Genomic DNA, 19,804 nt, shown 5'->3' with positions numbered 1-19,804 from the left:
ATTCTTTCTGAACAAACATTACAATAAGTTTATCAACTTCATCGTAATTAAACTTGAAATAATGACGACAATCCATGTTACTAGCCCAAGCATTACCGGTTTCATACCTGCTTGTTTAAATTGTTTAAAATCAACACTTAGTCCAATGCCAGCCATTGCCATTGTAATTAAAAATAATGAAATTTGTTGGAATACATGTATCACTGTAAGTGAAAAATTAAAAACAGTACTGATTAAAGATGCTACGATAAACCATACAATAAACCATGGAAATATTTTAGCGATAGATGTATCAGTTTGTTTCGCTTTTTCTTTGCGTATCGTTCTATATGTAAAAAAGAGTACTACTGGTATAATCATCAACGTACGCGTTAACTTTACAACTGCGCCTGTTTCTAAGGCCGTATTGCCATAGTTTGAAGTTGCAGCAATCACACTTGAAGTATCATTAATAGCTGTACCTCCAAAATATCCAAATGCAGTTTGCCCCATATTTAATACGTGACCTAATGGTGGAAATATAAATACTGCTATTAAATTGAACAAAAATATCGTAGAAATAGCGAATGCTACTTCACTTTCTTTCGCTTTAATTACTGGACTTGTTGCAGCAATTGCTGACCCACCACATATAGCTGTTCCAACCCCTATTAATATACTTAGATGTTCATTAATTTTAAATAACTTCATTAACAAGAACACAGTTATAAAGGCAGCAAGTAAAGTAATGATAATGATTGGTAAAGATTTCCATCCAATTGCTCCAATAGATTGAAAACTCAATGTAAACCCAAGCACGATAATACTGTAATGCAAAATCTTTTTGCTACTATACTTAATACCAGCTTCATATTTTTTTGGAATTAAAATTATATTATTGATAATAATTCCTATAATAATAGCAAAAATTGCACCGCCAATGACTGGAAATTCACTTCCTAATATTGTTGCAACCATTGCAATTACCAAGGTCATCATGATACCTCGCACATTGTGCACACTTACCACCTCCTAATTTAGTTCCATTTTAGCATATTTCTTTTGACATAAAACTGGAAAAACAAATATTATATTTTATAATGTTTATTTAAATATTTTCAGCTAAATTCCCACAGCTACAAAAACAACTAATCATAAGATGCTTCTTAAAATATATTTCAAAATAATTTTAAAATGTTTATACTTTTCATAAAATCAAAAAAAGTATCTTCTACAATAATGTAAAGATACTGAACTTACTGGTTATTGACCTACTGCAAACGCAGCCATAATCGGCATGATATTAATCATAACCCCGCCAAGCTTTAATAATCCGCTTATCTCTTTATTAGGAATCGTAATCAATGCTGAAATTATCCCAATTGCCCCTATAATTACCGGAAATGTCATAGAAGGAAAAATTGGTAATTTTAAAAATATGCCTGCACCTGCTAACATTCCACAAACTAATGAGATATACAAAAATTTATACATTTCAAAACACTCCATTTTTTCTATAAGTAGCTTACTATTAGTTCGTAGTCTCCTTCAAATATCGTATCTAAGTCGTCTGAAGTTAGAATAAAGTTTTGTCCGTGATTTAAATCATAGACTTCACCATCAATAATCACTTGTCCTTCACCTTTGAGTACTGATACGAGAACAAACTCTCTTGGTTTCATATAATTTAGTGTGCCTGAAATTTGCCATTTCACTATTGTGAAAAAATCGTTAGATACGAGTTGTGTACGTTTGTGATTTTCTATGATTTCAGTATCTGTAGAAATGTTTATGTTTTCATTGGCTATTTCAATGACATCTTTAGCTTTTCCTTGGTCAAGTTCGCGTTTATTACCTGAGTCATGTTCACGATCGAAATCATACACGCGATACGTGACATCTGATGATTGCATCGTTTCATACACAAGAATACCCGCACCTATGGAATGGATTGTACCTGCAGGAATAAAATAAAATTCTCCTGGTTTAACTTTAACTTTATTAAATAAACCATTATACGCTTCGTCATTTAATTTATCTATGGCCAGCTCTTTCGTCTCTGCAGAAAGTCCATAGATAATTTCTGAATCTTCTTTAGCGTCGATGATGTACCAACACTCAGACTTTCCATATTGACCATTCTCTTTTTCATAAGCATATGCATCATCTGGATGAACATGTACTGACAATGCTTCTTTAGCATCGACAATTTTAGTCATTAACGGGAATTCCTTACTTGGAAAATCACCAAACAATTCTCTGTGGTTATTCCATACTTGGTCTAAAGTCTGACCTTGGTAGGGTCCATTTAATATCTCACATTTGCCATTTGGGTGCGCTGATATCCCCCATGCTTCTCCAATACGATCGCTTGGTAGATCATATCCTAATTCTTTTAATCTATTGCCACCCCATATTTTTTCATGGAAAATTGGTTTTAAAAATAATGGCATGAATCACACCTCCAAATTCTTAAGTTGCTTCATTTAAATTTTAAGTCTTTCTATATAAAATACTTTCAACGGAAATTTTTATGTATAGTTTTGTATTTTTTAATTGAACTATAAAGATTGTATCATATAACGATGCGCGTTATAAACGACTAATTCAGCGTTCAACGATACTAAAATCACTTGTTATTATATCAAGTTTTTATAAAGCGTAATAGATTATTTTATTTGACTCAATTACATTTTCAGTCATATTAATGAACACTTATAGTATTGTTGTAAATTTTTTACAAAAATACTTGCCATAATATACCTAAAAATATTATAATTACTATAGAGTTACGGAAACGGACTCTATCTGTTTTACATATAAGGTTATTAAAAGATTGTTATGATGTACTTGAAAAAGCTGATTACTTTTTCAAAAATATAAAATTTGCGATAAAGTCCAAACTACGGAAGTTTGGGCTTTTATTATTGCTCAACAACCTAGAGTGAAAAACATGTGCTATAAACGTAATTAATAATAAAAGCACCATTTCATTTTTTAAATTGAAATTGGCGCTTTTTCAATAAGACTGAAACATAAATACATGTCTCAGCCACATTGTTATATTGGCAGTAGCTGACTAAATTGAAAATATGCCTATATTAAAGCATTTAAAAAATTTCAATTCTTGTATTCTTATCTATAGTCATCTTTGCCGACCTAAACTGACACAACAAAAGCTGGTTAAAAAATTAAATTTCTGTCCCACTCTCAGATACTTATCAAATATTATTGCTCTTTAAAATTAGCTAAAATTGTTTCTTTAACTTCAAATAAGTGAGATTCCATGGCTTTGACTGCGTTGGTAGCATTTTGTTCTACGATTGCATTATAAATAATTACATGTTCTTCATGTAATTTATTCATTGTTTTTTGTTTGCTATAAATAAATATCTTCCTTGTTTCTTCCATTGAATCTTGCATTAATTCAGAAATGTTATTTAGTAGCTCAACTAGCAATGAATTTTTTGCTGCCTTTGCAATCGAAAGATGAAATTGTAAATCTGCTTTTTCACCAGATGTGCCATCCGTTACCGCTTCACCCATTTCATCCAATGCTTTTTTTAAACTTACTAAATCTGCTTCATTGCGATGTATGGCAGCTTTTTCTACCGTAGCGCTTTCTACGATTTCTCTTAACTCTAAAAGTTCTGTAATTTGATCTAACGACGTGAACTTATCACCTAATTCAAAAAAGGTAGGTTCTATTTGCTTAATAAATGTGCCATATCCTTGTTTCATTTCTATAATGCCAATCGTTCTTAAAGCATTTAACGCCTCTCTCACTGATGCAACACTTACACCATACTGTTGACCAAGTTTTTGTATAGAAGGTAGCTTATCACCCACTTGATACTCCCCTGATTTTATACTCTCTAAAATAATGTCAGCGATTTGTTCATAGATTTTCGTGTTTGAAATTTTCATAATTACCTCCAAACGATATCTATTATTGTATCAAATTTTTGCTATATATTTATATTATAAGCTATATATTTCAAATAAAAAAAGAACCAATTTACACTTTTATGTAAATTGGTCTTCTAAAACCCGTACTATTTTTGATAATTATTTATTAAAATTTGATAAAGCTTTTGAAATTTCTTCATCGCCACTAACTATTTGGAACTCAGTATTTAAGTAGTCATCTGAAGTCAAAACTTCTGTTAATACTGACGCTACATCTTCACGAGGAATTGATCCTCTACCTTCAAAGAATGCACCTACTTCAATTTTATTCGTAGCTGCATCATCTAATAAACCGCCTGGATGCACAATTGTATAACCTACATCTGCTTTTTTAAGATATTCGTCCGCATAGTGCTTCGCAATTGTATATGGTTTTAAACCTCCACTTGCTTCGAACGACTCTCTTCTAGAATCATAAGTTGAAACCATCACATATTGTTTTACGTTGTTGGCTTCACTTGCTTTAATTGATTTAATTGCACCATCTAAATCCACACTGATTGTTTTATCTGCACCTGTGTTACCACCGGATCCAACAGAAAAGACAACTTTGTCAAATCCTTTAACCTTTTCAGTCAATGTTTTGATATCATCCGTTTCTACATCTATTAAAGTTGCATCTATGCCTTTATCTTTTAACGCGTCTGCTTGTTCTTGCTTTCTCACAGCAGCTGTAAAGCTTTCACCACGTTCTTTTAATTGATTTACTAGATGTTGGCCAACGCCACCATTTGCTCCAATTACTAATATACTCATAAATTATTGCCTCCTTAAAGGTAGTTGCTACTTAAAAGTTTACCACTTCTGTAGGATTTTAAAACTAAAGCGATTTATACTTTGACAATAACGCCTCCTTATATTAATATATGAATAAATGTTCATATATTAATATAAGGAGGCGTTACATAATGAATGAATCCTTAGATTCTCAAACAATTGATAACGTGACTGAAATTTTCAAAGCATTAAGTGAAGGCAATCGTTTACGTATTATGCACTTATTATCGCATGGCGAAAATAGTGTCGGTCATATTGCTCACAAATTAGAAATGAGCCAATCTAATGTTTCTCATCAATTGCGTGTACTGAAGCAAGCGCATTTAGTGAAAGCAAATCGTGATGGTCAATCTATGATATACGCCATAGATGATACGCATGTTACTACCCTATTAAAACAAGCGATACATCACGCAACACATCAATAGTAAGGAAAGGTGGCGTTTGACATGTCTGAATCTGAACACCATGGACACAATCATGCACATGGTCATGTACACACAAATAACAAAAAAATATTACTTATTAGTTTTCTAATTATTGGAATCTTTATGATTGTTGAGATTATTGGCGGCTTTGTTTCTAATAGTTTGGCATTACTCTCCGATGGTCTACACATGTTTAGTGATACGATTTCTTTAGGTGTAGCGCTTCTTGCATTTATTTATGCTGAAAGACACGCTAATCGTCATAAAACATTTGGTTATAAAAGATTTGAAATATTGGCTGCGTTATTTAATGGAGTCACATTATTCGTTATAGGAATTATTATTATTGTTGAAGCTATTGGTCGTTTCTTTAATCCACAAGAAGTTCAATCCACAGAAATGTTTATAATTAGTGTTACTGGACTAATAGTGAATCTTATAGTCGCTTATTTAATGTTTAAGGGCGGAGACACATCGCATAATATTAATATGCGTGGCGCATTTCTCCATGTACTCGGAGATTTATTAGGGTCAGTTGGTGCAATTATAGCTGCTGTACTTATATGGAGTTTCAACCTAACAATCGCAGATCCTATTGCAAGTATCATTGTATCTGTACTGATTATTAGAAGTAGCTGGGGCATCACAAAGTCTTCTCTCAATATCTTGATGGAAGGTACGCCAAGTGATGTTAATCTGAATCAAGTCTTTTCTATGATTACGAAAGAAGAACAAATTAAAAATATCCACGATTGTCATATTTGGACAATTTCAAACGAAATGAATGCTTTAAGTTGTCATGCTGTAGTGCCAAATACGATGACTATTGAAGAAGGCGAAGTGCTCTTAAACAGATTAGAACATAAATTAGAACACTTAAATATTCAACATATGACCATACAACTAGAAACGACTGATCATCTGCATGATAATAATATTTTATGTTCTGCAATTTATTCAAAACAAACAACTGATCATTCACACTCACATTAAATTTTCATATTAAATAATATTTAAAAAAAGTGATTTTCCAAATACGATTGGAAAATCACTTTTTTATTTATGAAACCTTATATTTTTTAATAGACCGTTGATAATTTAAATGAACTTATCAAAAATTAAATCTTTTGCTGGTACTTGCTTTTCACTAAATCCTCTTATAAATTCTTCATTATCATATGGAACTTTAACACGTTCACATGAGCATTCATTTTCATCAATCGTTATAATACCATAAACTGCATAAGGGCCATTATTAAGTCCTACAGAACCAGGGTTAAAGTACACAGTAGATTTGTCGTCATAAAAATGTACTGTATGATTATGTCCAAAAACAATTAAATCAGCATCCTTGTCTTCAAATAATGCTTTAACGTTTTCTTCACTCGGCTCAACAATTGGACTATAAGGTTGCCCATCAATAGGTGTATTTAATTTCTCATTGGCGATTTCGTAATGAATAAACAACACTTTTTTATTATTAAAAGTCTTCTCAATTACGCGTGGTAATTCATCCAATTTCTCATAATAGTCTTCATCTAAATGACTTTCAATCCATTGATGATGCTCATAGAATTTATCCTTTAAGTCTTCTGGATAAGGAGTATCATTTACGATCGACATAACCGCTTCATCATGATTACCTGCAATGACTTCCATATCATCTCTATCGAAAATTTCATCAAGCACTTTATTTGTTTCATGCCCAACTCCGATATTATCGCCTAGATTAAATATTTTATTGATTCCTTCTCTTCTATCAATATCATCCAAAACGGTTTCTAATGCATCAAAATTTCCATGTACATCAGTAATAATTGCAAATTTCATGATGATATCTCCTTTCAACTTTTTCTCATTAGGATATTCTAACATTTTATAGCCAATTTGTTACCTATTAATTTTAAAATCTTCATTTTTTTGATATCGTATTGTTATCACTAAAAAGGAGTGCTTAAAATTTGTTTAAATATCATAAACTAGCTTTGCAAAATGTAAAACCCCAAAATGCTAAAACAATACTGTTTTCAATTGTAAGTTTTATCATATTATTTGCTTTAACAATTTTATCGTTTATACCCGTTCAACCCGCAATTTATAAATTCGCAATGTCGATGGCAATGCAACAACCAATTGGTGGTTCAATATTTATGTTGATACTAACAATTCTGATTCCACTGTTGATTTTTGTATTCATTGGTTACCCTTTAATAGCTGGAACTATATACACTATAGACAAAGCATTAAATAAAGACAAGGTTAAATTAAAAGATTTATTCTCTGTCTTTAAAAAAGGTAAATATCTTAAAAGTTTAAAATTAGCTTTATTCACTTTATTATTTATTCTAATTTTATTCGCGCTCAATTTACTCATATCTCAAGTGCTTAATTTAGGAATTATGCAATTATTCCAAGCACTACAAGGTCCATTAAGTAGTTCTGATCATGCACTTGGTCTTTCACTAACATTCCAAATTATTGCAGCAACAATCACTGTCTTTATTCAATCATTTATTTACTGGTTCTTTGCTATTGTAATTATTAACTTTACTGTAGCATTTGTTAAAGATCCTAGTGTTGGTGCTTGGGCAGCTGTTAAACGTGGATTCAAGGGCGTTAAAAATGGTAAGAAAACATGGTTTAAATTCTACCTTGGTATATTACTATTAAACTTAATCGTAATTATCCTTGCTAACCCTGTGAGTCAATTAATTTCAATTTCAACAGGTGGTATTTCCCAAACTATCGCAATGATTTTAATTTACATTGTATCTATTATCGTAATTATCGTAAGATTAGCCGTTTACTATATGAATATTTTAGCGATTATTCAATATTATAACCGCAATGGTGAAGATATAGATAAAGCTGAAATTAAAAAAGATAAAAAGAACTCTAAAAAACAATCAAACAACGATTCAAAAATAGAAAACAGTGTAAATAATACTACTGAAAAAACGAAGTCTAATCTAAGTGATAAAAGTAATAATATTCAAGAAAATGCAAAAGATAACTTAAACGATAAAAGTAATAATATTCAAGATACTACAAAAGATAAAACTTCAGATTTAAAAGATCAAATTAACAAAACAGATAAATAATATATTTCACAAACACGAATTGCCAATGTAGCATTTTAAATGTCTACATTGGCAATTTTTATATTTCGATACATTCATACCGCTTATTTATCCGCAGAGTTTTAAACCCCTATTATGTGCGCTCTATCTATATCATGTATTATAAAGTTCTTGAACATATTAAAAAACTGATAGATAACCTTTTTCAGGAAAACCTATCTGTTTTATATTAATTATTTTATGAAATGTTCTTTTAAATATGCTGCCGCACCATTTTCTTCATTTGTTAAAGATGTTACATCTTTTGCTAAAGCCTGAATTTCAGGTCTCGCATTTCTCATAGCAACAGTATAATGTCCAAATTCAAACATCGCTCTATCATTATCACTATCACCAATAACTAAAGTTTCTTCCTGATTAATACCAAAGTGTTCGATCATTTCTTTAATGCCTGTACCTTTGTCTGTATTAAATGCCATAGTCTCTGCATTAAAGCGTGATGAATTTGATACACTGATTTGTAATGCTGTTTTATCCTCGATTAATTGGTTACGGAAATTAGTAATTTTCTCATAATCAGGTGAGAATAAATAAATTTTTGAAAATGACGTATCAGGAATAGCATCTTCCCAATCTACTTTGCCTTTTAGAGACTCTCTTCTAGAAGTCCATTCACTTTCTCCTACTTTGCCTGGTGGTGTTGCTGGTTCAAATAATGCCTTCGCCCATGATTCGTCTTCTTTAAGCACGACACGGTCACTACCAAATGGGAAGATTTCATAATATATAGCTTCTTGTTTTGCACGTTTAATAACTTCACTTACTGTATTATATGAAAGACCATGTTTAAAAATAGTCTCTTTTTCCACTACACCTAACGTTCCATTCGAACTTATAATGCCATCTACTTCAAAAGTTTCGGGCACCAAATAATGAATTTCGTCATGTGCTCTACCAGTTGCTAAAAACACTTTATAACCAAGGTTTCGTAATTGTTGAATCACTTCAGTTGTTTCCGTATCTACTCGGTTATCTTTATGTAAAATCGTACCATCCATATCTAAAAATATTGCTCTCACATTATCCATTAAAATAATCCTCCATCACATGTTATCGTATTAAATTATGGCATTATATTTCCTTTTCCGCAACGCGTTATCGTTTTAAAAATAGTGAGTAGCGGTGGTTTTGATACACCACACTCACATCTCTATTGAAAAAATCACTTAAAGTGTCACTGTTCAATACAGACTGTAGTTCTCCTTGCTTATAACATGTACCATCTTTTAATAAAAAACCGCGTTGAATATTTTGTGTGATTTCTTCAACAAAATGTGTAACATAAATCACCGCAAGTTTTGGATTTTGTTTATATAATTTATCAAGTGCACTGAGCAAATCTTCGCGTGCTATAAAGTCTAATCCTGAAGCCGGTTCGTCTAAAATCAGTAATTTAGGATCGCCCATTAATGCTCTAGCAATCAATACTTTTTGTCTTTCACCCGTTGATAAATAACCATAATATTGATTTTCAAATTGACGCATGCCCATTTGCTCTAAATATCGCTTAGCCATTTCAATATGAGTCGGTTTCACTTCTTTATAAACGCCTATTGATTTAAAAATACCGCTGATGACTACATCTAATACAATTTCACCATCTTGAAATCGATTCATTAAACTGCTTGAAACAAACCCGATTTGATCACGTACATTATCTGCAGAATAACCTTTGTTCCCTGGTTGCATACCAAACAATGATAGCGTCCCTGATGTATGTGGTTCATAAGCATTTAAGATGTTTAGTAATGTTGTTTTACCTGCGCCATTTAAACCATATAACATCCATTTTTCACCTTCGTTTATTTGCCAACTCACATTTTCAATTATTTCTTTCCCTTGCTTTCTTCTTGCAACGTTTTTCAACTCAACAAGCATGAAATCACCCCTATTCTATTTACTTCAACTGATTTTTAAAACACTTATTTAAATCACTTTATGATTGAGAGACTCTAAATATTTTTTCAATAGTTTTGCCTTTAGCAAGTTCATCAATCATTTTATCTAAATATCTAATTTCTTTCATAACTGACGGCTCCATATTTTCAATTCTATCACCACATATGACACCTGTAATTTTAGTTCTATTAGGATTTAACTCTGGTGCTTGTAAAATAAATGTTTCATAATCCGTACCGTCAACAACAAGTTTATCTATTTGTGCTTGCGTATATCCTGTCATCCAACGAATAACTTCATCTGCTTCAGCTTTAGTTCTTGCTTTCTTTTCAACTTTTTTAATCAGATGCGGATATACAGAGCCGAAAGCCATCGTATATATTTTCGGTTTCGTCATTTTAAAAATCCTCTCTTAGTTTCTCTTAACAATTTTTATAATAATATTAGCATAATAGAACAATTTATAATTTGAAAATAATATGAATACTATATACCTTTCAAAATCAAAAATAAAAGGCAGGTTTGCAAAAGCAACCAGCCTTTTATGAAAGTAATGCCTATACAGCAACAAACTTTTCTTTAATCGTCACTATAATATCAGTATAGAATTAAACTTATATCATTTATTTAATATTTCACTAAAACAATGAAATACTATTCACCTACGACCCCATCATTATCTCGATCGTCCATATGTGCATATAACCAATGATCACTATTTATTGGCATACTGAACCCTGCAGCTTCTGCCTCTGCTATTGTCACTTGTCCATTACCATCAGAATCAACGTCCGCAACTGCTCCTTCATCCCCCGTTGAAGTTGCCGGCTCGGACTCAGGTTCCTTATTACCAGTTAACCCAAGTGACTCATTTAATTCATCAGGGTTCACATTATCAAATGAATCTGTTACTTCGTTTCCATTTATAGTATAAGTATATTGATAGCTAGAAGGGATTTGTGTTTCGGTATCGGGATAAGTAATATTAGCTTCAAAATTAGTAGCTCCACCCGCTTCTCGGATAGTCTTTTCGAGATAAGCTTGATCACCATGTCGGTTTAGCGTACTATCTTGTGGAGTAATATTATAAGCATTCGACACGCCACCAAGTGAGTCAGCAATAATGTGTCCTTCGTCTAAGTCATCACTTTCAACACCAGGTACCTTCGCCTCATCAGCATAATATCTACCAGAGGATAACACATCCTCTGTCTCATCATCTTGTATTTTAATTTCATCTGCGATAACTCGTGTCAATTGCCCGTATTCGTTAGTGAACGCCCAATATTTTCGATTGCCATAACCGATATCTACAACGACATTCGCGTCACGATTGCCAGACAAATCACCACCATCGACTTCAATTTTTTTGTAGCCTGGAAACGTATCATCACTAGCTTCAGTTGTCGTTTCACCTTCTACTTGAGGTTCTTCTGATTTGTTTTCATTCTTTACCTTAGTAGTTGTTTCTTCTTTTTCACTTTTTAAATCTGTGACTACCTTAGCATCTGTCTCTTTATCGGCAGAAGATGTATTTTCTACGTTGGCACAACCAACAATAAAAACAGACATTAAAAGTAAGACTAAATATTTTATTTTTTTCATTTTAGTTCGCTCCTATTATGTTAGTTGTTAATCATTCAAAACCCTCAAAATTATAATCTCGAACGTTGTAGTACTTACAACTTTTTATGTATTTTTGTATGATATTATTTATTTCCTATTATACAGGAATAACATTACATTTGTTTTAGTTATGCTACAATTGTTTATAATTATTTTATGCCTAATTCTTTTGAAAAAAATCAATATATTTCACTAAGTTTACTACATAATAAAAAGGCTGAATCACTAATAGATTCAGCCTTTTGTTATATAAACAAAGATTTATAATTTGATTTTTATTTATTCTACTGTAACTGATTTTGCTAAGTTACGTGGTTTGTCTACGTCTAAATCTCTGTGTAATGATGCGTAATAAGAAATGAGTTGCATTGTTACTACAGAAACTAATGGTGTTAACAGTTCATATACTTTTGGAATAACGTAAGTATCGCCGTCTTTGTTTAAACCATCCATTGAAATAATACATGGGTTTGCACCACGTGCTGCAACTTCTTTCACATTACCGCGAATAGATAAATTAACTTTTTCTTGTGTTGCTAATGCAATCACAGGTGTGCCTTCTTCAATTAACGCAATCGTACCATGTTTTAGTTCTCCACCAGCAAATCCTTCTGCTTGGATATATGAAATTTCTTTAAGTTTTAAAGCACCTTCTAGACTCACATTATAGTCTACTGTACGACCGATAAAGAATGCATTACGCGTAGTTCTTAAGAAATCTGTTGCAATTTGTTCCATAACATCTGCGTCATCTACAATCGCTTCGATTGCAGTTGTTACTTTAGCTAATTCACGTAATAAACTTACATCTACTTCTTTACCACGTTCTCTGGCTACGATTTTTGCAAAAATAGAAAGTACTGCAATTTGCGCTGTGTATGCTTTTGTTGAAGCAACAGCTATTTCCGGACCTGCATGTAATAGTAATGTATGGTTAGATTCACGTGATAACGTTGATCCTGCAACATTCGTAACTGTTAACGATTTGTGACCTAATCTGTTCATTTCAACTAATACAGCACGACTGTCTGCTGTTTCACCTGATTGTGAAATATAAATAAATAATGGTTTTTCAGAAAGTAATGGCGTGTTATACACAAATTCTGAAGAAACATGAACTTCAGTAGGAACACCAGCCCATTTTTCAATAAATTCTTTACCTACTAAACCTGCATGATAACTTGTACCTGCAGCAATAATATAAATACGATCCGCTGCTGCAACATCTTTGATGATGTCTTCATCCATTTTCAAGTTACCTTCTTCATCTTGGTATTCTTGAATAATACGACGCATTACTGCTGGTTGTTCATGAATTTCTTTTAGCATGTAGTGGTCATAAACACCTTTTTCAGTATCAGCTGCATCAATTTGTGCCGTATAAGCTTCTCTTTCTTGAATAGTGCCATCTTGATTTTTAATAATAACTTCATCACGTTTAACGATTACAATTTCATGATCGTGAATTTCTTTATATTGGTTCGTAACTTGTAACATAGCCATTGCATCAGATGCAATCACATTGAAGTCATCGCCTACGCCAATTAATAATGGTGATTTGTTTTTAGCTACATAAATTTTATCTTTATCTTCACTATCGATTAAGCCAAGTGCATAAGAACCTTCTAATAAAGAAACTACTTTTGTAAATGCGGCTTCAGTAGCAAGTCCTGTATTTGAGAAATATTCTACTAATTGCACAATCACTTCTGTATCTGTTTCTGAGATAAACGAAACATCTTTTAAGTATACGTTTTTAAGTTCTTCATAATTTTCAATTACACCGTTATGTACAAGTGTAAAGCGTTCTGATGTTGATTGATGCGGATGTGAGTTTTCATGATTCGGCACACCATGTGTCGCCCAACGTGTATGTCCGATACCTACATTACCGTCTGTATCATCACTATCTGCAACTTTTCTAAGCTCAGCAATACGTCCTTTAGATTTAAATACTGAATTACCTTTGTCATTCACTACTGCAACACCGGCAGAGTCATAACCTCTGTATTCTAATTTTTCTAAACCTTTTAATAACAATTCTTTGGCATTATCATGCCCAATATATCCAACAATTCCACACATTTAATTTTCCTCCAATGTAATGGCGATGGGCAACGAACGTTCAGCGTGTACGAACCTGTTCAATTGCGTATATGCCATCATAGACGGACTGGTGTCTTTGTTTATTTAAAAGCGAATCCATGTCTAAGATAGGCATATTAGTCCCATACACCTTATAATATTATTTTTATTTTGTTTTTGGCTATCTTATTAACTTTGTGCACTAGGTCGCCCTAATGTTTTCCTTAATAAGTTCACGAATGAGCCACATCCGGGATAGCATCCGCCGATGGTTCGATAACTATCCTCCTCGTCTACAAGTACTGATATCATGTCTATTAAGATTTCTGTTATAAACCTTAAATAATTAACATTTCATCACTTCACTTGCACAGGCGCTATAATTGAACTAAACGATTTAACTGTCCTCCTTTCCCTCAATAATTCTTATTGTACAATGTAAACAATGCTGATTGCAAATCATTTATTAACATTATTTTTACAACCACTTAAAAAATTATTTATATGTTGTTACACTACGTATTTCACTTTATTTTTCATATTAGATAACTGTCGTAAAGTTGTCAAAAACTCTATGACAAAATTGAAATTACTTTAAGTTGTTTATTAATGTGAACAGCCATACAATGAACTTATAAATAAAAAGAGAAAAAGAGGTGCAATTTATGTCACAAACAGAGACTAAAGAAAACAAAGGTATTGGGCGCAAAGTCCAAGCATTTGGGTCGTTTCTTAGTAGTATGATCATGCCAAACATTGGCGCATTTATCGCATGGGGTTTTATCGCTGCTATTTTCATTGATGGTGGTTGGTGGCCAAATAAAGATTTAAGTGAATTATCTGGACCAATGATTTCATACTTGATTCCATTACTTATTGCTTATAGTGGTGGACGTTTAATTCATGAAATGCGTGGCGGTATTATTGCTGCTGTAGCAACAATGGGGGTTATCGTTGCTTTACCGGATACACCAATGTTACTTGGTGCAATGATTATGGGACCTCTCGTTGGTTGGTTAATGAAAAAAACTGACGAATTTATTCAACCGAGAACACCACAAGGCTTTGAAATGTTATTCAATAACTTCTCTGCTGGTATTTTAGGTTTTATAATGACTATCCTAGGTTTCAAACTTTTAGCACCAATTATGGAATTCATTATGTACATCCTTTCATTAGCAGTTGAAACATTAGTACATGCACATTTACTTCCATTAGTGAGTATTATAGTAGAACCTGCAAAAATCGTATTCTTAAATAATGCAATCAACCACGGCGTGTTTACGCCACTTGGTGCCGATCAGGCAGCTTCTGCTGGTCAATCCATTTTATATACAATTGAATCTAACCCTGGACCTGGTTTAGGTATTTTAGTTGCTTATATGATTTTTGGTACTGGAACTGCAAGAGCAACATCTTACGGTGCTGGTATTATCCACTTCTTAGGTGGTATTCATGAAATTTACTTCCCTTACGTATTAATGCGTCCGTTACTATTCGTAGCTGTAATTTTAGGTGGTATGACAGGCGTTGCTACTTATTCACTATTTGACTTTGGATTCAAGAGCCCAGCCTCACCCGGCTCCTTTATTGTCTATGTTCTGAACGCACCTAAAGGCGAATTTTTACACATGCTTATCGGTGTAGTACTCGCAGCCTTAGTTTCATTCATCGTTGCTGCCATCATCTTGAAATTCACAAAAGAACCTGATGAAGATTTAGAAGCTGCGACAGAAAAAATGGAATCTACTAAAGGTAAAAAATCAAGTGTATCTTCTAAACTAACAGGGAATAAAGATAATAATACTGTTGGAACGACTGGCTCTGGTGCTGCAGCTACATCTGCAGATACTGAAAGCGGTGAAGCACAATCTGAAGAAGACTTATTAGATAATTATGATACAGAAAATGTACATGCGCATGATTATAGTAAAGTAAACCATGCTATATTCGCTTGTGATGCTGGTATGGGTTCAAGTGCTATGGGTGCAAGTATGTTACGTAATAAATTTAAAAAAGCAGGTATCCAAGATGTGGATGTTTCAAATACCGCAATCAATCAATTACCTGAGGATGCACAACTTGTTATTACACAGAAAAAACTTACTGATAGAGCAATTAAACAAGCACCTAATGCAATTCATATTTCAGTAGACAATTTCTTAAATTCACCTAGATATGATGAATTACTTGAAAATCTTAAACAAGACGAAAATTAATTAAAACTATATAGAATAATACTGGAGGGTATGACTATGTTTTTGAGTACACGTGAAAAAGAAATTATCGAAATGTTAATTAAGTATCACGGTCAATATGTCACGATTTATGACATAGCTCAACATCTAGCTGTATCCTCTCGTACTATTCATAGAGAGTTAAAATCAATTGAGTCATTTATAAATACTTTTAATATTAACTTAGAACGTGTAACTAAAAAAGGCATACAACTGGATGCAGATGAGCATGCAGTGACCTCACTGAAAAATGTACTGTCACAACAAAATACAATTGATTTATCTCAAGAAGAACAAAAAGTTATTATTTTATATGCTTTGATTCAAGCTAAAGAACCTATCAAGCAATATGGCTTAGCACATGAAATTGGTGTATCTACACAGACGTTAACCAAACTTTTGGATGAATTAGACATCGAGCTTGACCAATATCAATTAAAATTACAGAAAAAACGCGGTGAAGGTATTCATTTAAATGGTGCTGAATCAAAAAAACGTGAATTATTAAGTCAACTTATGGTCAATAATTTAAATAGTACGAGTGTCTATTCAGTGATTGAAAATCATTTTGTCTACCAATCCATTAACCAATCTCAACTGGCAATGGTAGATATGGATAAGATTTTCCAAGTAGAGCGTATACTTATGGATCATTTAGATCAACTCCCCTATTCATTGACTGAATCTAGTTATCTCACATTGACTGTGCATATCGTATTAAGCATCGATCGTATGCTCAATGGTGAATACGTTGCGCTAAATAATGATATCTATAATAATGTTAAAGATTCATTTGAACATAAAGTAGCTGCTGCACTCGCCTTACATTTAGAACACATTTATGGCGTGCAGTTTAATCAAGCAGAAGTAACCTTTATTACAATCCATTTACGCGGTGCGAAACGTAAGGAATCCGTAGAAGTGTTTAAAGATAATAAGGACGAAGCTCGTATAGATCAACTTATTCACTCTGTTGCTAAATATTCACAACAAGACTTTAAAGATTGGGATACACTGAGTGAAGGTTTGAAATTGCATCTTATCCCTGCAATTAATCGATTGAACGCAAACATTGAGACATATAATCCATTAACAGAAATGATTAAACATAAATACCCTAGACTTTTTGAAAGTGTACATCGAGGTTTATCACATATTTGGCCAGATTTTAATTTTCCAGATAGTGAAATTGCATTTATTGTGTTGCACTTTGGTGGCGCTATTCAAAATCAAGGAAGTCCATTTTATAGCGTCTTAGTTGTTTGTAGTAGTGGTATTGGCACAAGTCGCCTGCTCGCTACACGATTACAGCAAACATTCAGTGAGATTCAAAAAACGACACAAGCTTCTGTTGGAGATTTAAATGAATTAGATCCAACACAATTTGATGCGATTATCACGACGGTAGATTTGGACATTACAACACCTTATATCACTGTAAATCCACTACTGCCTGATTCAGATATTAATCATGTTGCTGCATTTCTAAACATGCAAAAAGACGTACAACCAAGCGACACATTAGATTATACACATCAAAATATACCAGACCCTGAAGCTAAACTATCTTATATCAGAAAAGGTTTAGAACTTATTGATTCAGTATATATTGACTATATAAGCGTTTCTAATTGGACCACCTATTTAACCGAAACATTATTATCACATCAAATTATTACAGATGGTCAGTCATTCGCTGAACTCATTAAGCATCATATGGATACTCAAGGATTTGTCTTGGAACCATATCCGATAGCTATACCTCATTTAAAGAATGAAATAATTCAACAACCTTTTATCTTAATTACGATTTTAAATGAGCCTATCACACTAAAGAGTAATCAAAATGACGATCTATCAGTAAATTATTTATTAAATATGTTTGTACCGCATGATGATACGATGTCACAACTTGTCAGTGACATATCAGGAAAAATGGTTGAACATTTAGACAATATTGATGAATTTATGCAACATCCAGAACAATTGTTAGATATTTTAAAGCAGAGTTATCTTATACAATTACAAAATCTATTAAACTTGGAGTGAAGAAAATGAGCGAATTATTCAGTAACGAAAACATTTTTATTAACCAATCAATGAAAGACCAAAACGAAGCAATCGAAAAAGCGGGACAAGCCTTAGTTTCAAGTGGTGCCGTGACAGAAGCCTATATTCAAGCAATGAAAGACCGTGAACAAGTCGTTACGACTTTCATGGGTAATGGCTTAGCAATTCCACATGGTACTGACGAAGCTAAAGCAAGTGTCTTAAAATCAGGTTTGACATTAATTCAAATTCCTGAAGGTGTCGATTGGGATGGCGAAGAAGTTAAAGTCGTGGTCGGAATTGCAGGTAAAGATGGTGAACATTTAGACTTACTTTCTAAAATTGCCATTACGTTTAGTGAAGAAGAAAATGTGGAGCGTATTGTTAAAGCTTCATCTGCAGAAGAAATTAAACAAGTCTTTGAGGAGGCTGATGCATAATGAAAGCATTACACTTTGGTGCAGGTAACATAGGTAGAGGTTTTATCGGTTACATCTTAGCAGATAATGACGTTAAAGTAACATTTGCAGATGTGAACGCTGATATTATCAATGCTTTAGATGAAAAACAAGAGTATGATGTCATTTTAGCTGATGAAGCTCATACAACAACACGCGTGCATAACGTTGATGCAATTGATTCAGGTTCCCTTTCCGAAAGTTTGAAAGAAGCAGTATTAGAAGCAGACTTAATTACAACTGCTGTTGGCGTTAATATCTTACCAATTATTGCTAAATCATTTGCGCCCTATTTAAAAGAAAAAGAAACACCTGTAAATATTGTGGCCTGCGAAAATGCTATTATGGCTACGAACACTTTGAAAAAAGCGATTCTAGATATAACTGGTCCTTTAGACGACCATATCCATTTTGCTAATTCAGCAGTTGATAGAATCGTACCAATGCAAAAGAATGAAAATATTTTAGATGTCGTAGTTGAACCATTTTATGAGTGGGTTATCGAAAAAGATGCATGGTTCGGTCCAGAATTAAATCACATTAAATATGTAGATAACTTAACACCATATATTGAAAGAAAACTGCTAACTGTAAATACTGGTCATGCTTACTTAGCTTACGCAGGTCGATACTTTAATCAACCTACAGTATTAGATGCTATTAACGATGAGCATATTAAACATGATTTAGATAAAGTTCTTAAAGAAACAAGCCAGTATATTACAAGTCAATTTGATTTCACAGAAAATGAACAAGCACAGTACGTTGAAAAAATTATTGGACGTTTTAAAAATCCTAACTTATCGGACGAAGTTACACGTGTCGGTCGTGGCACAATTCGTAAAATAGGGCCTCAAGATCGTATCATTAAACCATTAAATTATTTATATCAAAATAATTTAGCCCATGACGGTTTAGTTAAAGCAGCTGCATTGTTGTTAAAATATGATGACACAAACGATCCAGAAACAGTAGAGAAAAATGATTATATTAAAGCACACGGTGTTGAATCATTCTTAAAAGATTATGCTAAAATCGATGATCAATTAACTACAGAAATTATTCAAGCATACAACGTACTTTAATATTTTGAAATTGCTGTAAAATAGTAACAAAAAAAGCTTGGAACAAGGGTTTTAACACTTGTTCCAAGCTTT

At 32.8% G+C, this 19,804-nt stretch carries 18 protein-coding genes; 7 read left to right on the top strand and 11 right to left on the bottom strand.

The window, feature by feature from the left end; translation table 11 throughout:
• Positions 1-18: 18 nt before the first annotated feature.
• From AAA453_RS05595 to AAA453_RS05575, 5 genes are all read right to left on the bottom strand, one after another.
• Positions 19-999: a YeiH family protein gene (locus AAA453_RS05595; RefSeq protein ID WP_427706800.1), complete on the bottom strand. Its 981-nt coding sequence runs from the start codon at positions 997-999 to the stop codon at positions 19-21.
• 243 nt (positions 1,000-1,242) lie between these two features.
• The gene (locus AAA453_RS05590) at positions 1,243-1,473 is read right to left on the bottom strand and encodes a hypothetical protein (RefSeq protein WP_427706798.1); all 231 of its coding nucleotides are present in this window, start codon (positions 1,471-1,473) and stop codon (positions 1,243-1,245) included.
• Positions 1,474-1,493: 20 nt separating this feature from the next.
• Entirely contained in the window at positions 1,494-2,432 is a 939-nt protein-coding gene (locus AAA453_RS05585; RefSeq protein ID WP_427706796.1) for a type I phosphomannose isomerase catalytic subunit, read from the bottom strand.
• A 775-nt stretch (positions 2,433-3,207) separates the two neighbouring features.
• Complete coding sequence (locus AAA453_RS05580; protein ID WP_046466169.1) at positions 3,208-3,906, bottom strand: FadR/GntR family transcriptional regulator; 699 nt, start codon at positions 3,904-3,906, stop codon at positions 3,208-3,210.
• A gap of 141 nt (positions 3,907-4,047) precedes the next feature.
• Entirely contained in the window at positions 4,048-4,704 is a 657-nt protein-coding gene (locus AAA453_RS05575; RefSeq protein ID WP_427706794.1) for an SDR family oxidoreductase, read from the bottom strand.
• 152 nt (positions 4,705-4,856) lie between these two features.
• On the opposite strand from AAA453_RS05575, the gene AAA453_RS05570 reads away from it, so the two are divergent.
• Both AAA453_RS05570 and czrB read left to right on the top strand, forming a co-directional pair.
• Positions 4,857-5,153 (top strand): ArsR/SmtB family transcription factor, encoded by a 297-nt coding sequence (locus tag AAA453_RS05570; RefSeq protein WP_046466171.1) that lies wholly within the window; start codon positions 4,857-4,859, stop codon positions 5,151-5,153.
• A gap of 21 nt (positions 5,154-5,174) precedes the next feature.
• Positions 5,175-6,146: a CDF family zinc efflux transporter CzrB gene (gene czrB, locus AAA453_RS05565; RefSeq protein ID WP_427706792.1), complete on the top strand. Its 972-nt coding sequence runs from the start codon at positions 5,175-5,177 to the stop codon at positions 6,144-6,146.
• Positions 6,147-6,251: 105 nt separating this feature from the next.
• On the opposite strand, the gene AAA453_RS05560 is transcribed toward czrB, so the two are convergent.
• The gene (locus AAA453_RS05560; RefSeq protein WP_046466173.1) at positions 6,252-6,983 is read right to left on the bottom strand and encodes a metallophosphoesterase family protein; all 732 of its coding nucleotides are present in this window, start codon (positions 6,981-6,983) and stop codon (positions 6,252-6,254) included.
• A 131-nt stretch (positions 6,984-7,114) separates the two neighbouring features.
• Here AAA453_RS05560 and AAA453_RS05555 point away from each other — a divergent pair, with 131 nt between their 5' ends.
• Positions 7,115-8,254, top strand: coding sequence for a hypothetical protein (locus tag AAA453_RS05555; protein ID WP_427706790.1), 1,140 nt, complete (start codon positions 7,115-7,117; stop codon positions 8,252-8,254).
• A 212-nt stretch (positions 8,255-8,466) separates the two neighbouring features.
• Here AAA453_RS05555 and AAA453_RS05550 read toward each other — a convergent pair whose 3' ends face one another.
• The 5 genes from AAA453_RS05550 to glmS all read right to left on the bottom strand — a co-directional run bounded on the left by AAA453_RS05550 (position 8,467) and on the right by glmS (position 13,903).
• A complete protein-coding gene (locus tag AAA453_RS05550; protein ID WP_427706788.1) occupies positions 8,467-9,321 on the bottom strand; it encodes an HAD family hydrolase in 855 nt (284 codons plus the stop codon).
• A gap of 67 nt (positions 9,322-9,388) precedes the next feature.
• On the bottom strand, positions 9,389-10,171 hold the full coding sequence (locus AAA453_RS05545; RefSeq protein ID WP_285324263.1) for an ABC transporter ATP-binding protein: 783 nt from the start codon (positions 10,169-10,171) through the stop codon (positions 9,389-9,391).
• A gap of 58 nt (positions 10,172-10,229) precedes the next feature.
• Positions 10,230-10,589, bottom strand: a complete 360-nt coding sequence (locus AAA453_RS05540; RefSeq protein WP_427706786.1) for a DUF2200 domain-containing protein — start codon at positions 10,587-10,589, stop codon at positions 10,230-10,232.
• A gap of 257 nt (positions 10,590-10,846) precedes the next feature.
• On the bottom strand, positions 10,847-11,797 hold the full coding sequence (locus AAA453_RS05535) for a DNA/RNA non-specific endonuclease (RefSeq protein WP_427706784.1): 951 nt from the start codon (positions 11,795-11,797) through the stop codon (positions 10,847-10,849).
• Positions 11,798-12,097: 300 nt separating this feature from the next.
• The gene (glmS, locus tag AAA453_RS05530; RefSeq protein WP_427706782.1) at positions 12,098-13,903 is read right to left on the bottom strand and encodes a glutamine--fructose-6-phosphate transaminase (isomerizing); all 1,806 of its coding nucleotides are present in this window, start codon (positions 13,901-13,903) and stop codon (positions 12,098-12,100) included.
• Positions 13,904-14,568: 665 nt separating this feature from the next.
• Between glmS and AAA453_RS05525 the strand changes: the two genes are divergently transcribed.
• The 4 genes from AAA453_RS05525 to AAA453_RS05510 are packed head-to-tail and all read left to right on the top strand — an operon-like array spanning position 14,569 to position 19,732.
• On the top strand, positions 14,569-16,122 hold the full coding sequence (locus AAA453_RS05525; protein ID WP_427706780.1) for a PTS mannitol transporter subunit IICB: 1,554 nt from the start codon (positions 14,569-14,571) through the stop codon (positions 16,120-16,122).
• A 36-nt stretch (positions 16,123-16,158) separates the two neighbouring features.
• Positions 16,159-18,189: a BglG family transcription antiterminator gene (locus AAA453_RS05520; RefSeq protein ID WP_427706778.1), complete on the top strand. Its 2,031-nt coding sequence runs from the start codon at positions 16,159-16,161 to the stop codon at positions 18,187-18,189.
• A 5-nt stretch (positions 18,190-18,194) separates the two neighbouring features.
• Positions 18,195-18,629 (top strand): PTS sugar transporter subunit IIA, encoded by a 435-nt coding sequence (locus tag AAA453_RS05515; RefSeq protein WP_046466182.1) that lies wholly within the window; start codon positions 18,195-18,197, stop codon positions 18,627-18,629.
• Positions 18,629-19,732: a mannitol-1-phosphate 5-dehydrogenase gene (locus AAA453_RS05510; RefSeq protein WP_427706776.1), complete on the top strand. Its 1,104-nt coding sequence runs from the start codon at positions 18,629-18,631 to the stop codon at positions 19,730-19,732. The genes AAA453_RS05515 and AAA453_RS05510 overlap by 1 nt, the downstream gene beginning before the upstream one ends.
• Positions 19,733-19,804: the final 72 nt, after the last annotated feature.

The organism is Staphylococcus parequorum (genome assembly GCF_039237145.1).
Classification (GTDB): Bacteria; Bacillota; Bacilli; order Staphylococcales; family Staphylococcaceae; genus Staphylococcus; species Staphylococcus equorum_A.
The sequence above is the reverse complement of the archived record's forward strand: the minus strand, read 5'-3'. Positions and strand labels throughout refer to the sequence as shown.

Coding starts and splice junctions, on each gene's coding strand:
- AAA453_RS05550 (WP_427706788.1), bottom strand. CDS start 9,321: ATGGATAATGTGAGAGCAATATTTTTAGATATGGATGGTACGATTTTA.
- AAA453_RS05535 (WP_427706784.1), bottom strand. CDS start 11,797: ATGAAAAAAATAAAATATTTAGTCTTACTTTTAATGTCTGTTTTTATT.
- AAA453_RS05585 (WP_427706796.1), bottom strand. CDS start 2,432: ATGCCATTATTTTTAAAACCAATTTTCCATGAAAAAATATGGGGTGGC.
- AAA453_RS05545 (WP_285324263.1), bottom strand. CDS start 10,171: ATGCTTGTTGAGTTGAAAAACGTTGCAAGAAGAAAGCAAGGGAAAGAA.
- AAA453_RS05580 (WP_046466169.1), bottom strand. CDS start 3,906: ATGAAAATTTCAAACACGAAAATCTATGAACAAATCGCTGACATTATT.
- AAA453_RS05540 (WP_427706786.1), bottom strand. CDS start 10,589: ATGACGAAACCGAAAATATATACGATGGCTTTCGGCTCTGTATATCCG.
- AAA453_RS05575 (WP_427706794.1), bottom strand. CDS start 4,704: ATGAGTATATTAGTAATTGGAGCAAATGGTGGCGTTGGCCAACATCTA.
- AAA453_RS05520 (WP_427706778.1), top strand. CDS start 16,159: ATGTTTTTGAGTACACGTGAAAAAGAAATTATCGAAATGTTAATTAAG.
- glmS (WP_427706782.1), bottom strand. CDS start 13,903: ATGTGTGGAATTGTTGGATATATTGGGCATGATAATGCCAAAGAATTG.
- AAA453_RS05590 (WP_427706798.1), bottom strand. CDS start 1,473: ATGTATAAATTTTTGTATATCTCATTAGTTTGTGGAATGTTAGCAGGT.
- AAA453_RS05560 (WP_046466173.1), bottom strand. CDS start 6,983: ATGAAATTTGCAATTATTACTGATGTACATGGAAATTTTGATGCATTA.
- AAA453_RS05525 (WP_427706780.1), top strand. CDS start 14,569: ATGTCACAAACAGAGACTAAAGAAAACAAAGGTATTGGGCGCAAAGTC.
- czrB (WP_427706792.1), top strand. CDS start 5,175: ATGTCTGAATCTGAACACCATGGACACAATCATGCACATGGTCATGTA.
- AAA453_RS05510 (WP_427706776.1), top strand. CDS start 18,629: ATGAAAGCATTACACTTTGGTGCAGGTAACATAGGTAGAGGTTTTATC.
- AAA453_RS05570 (WP_046466171.1), top strand. CDS start 4,857: ATGAATGAATCCTTAGATTCTCAAACAATTGATAACGTGACTGAAATT.
- AAA453_RS05515 (WP_046466182.1), top strand. CDS start 18,195: ATGAGCGAATTATTCAGTAACGAAAACATTTTTATTAACCAATCAATG.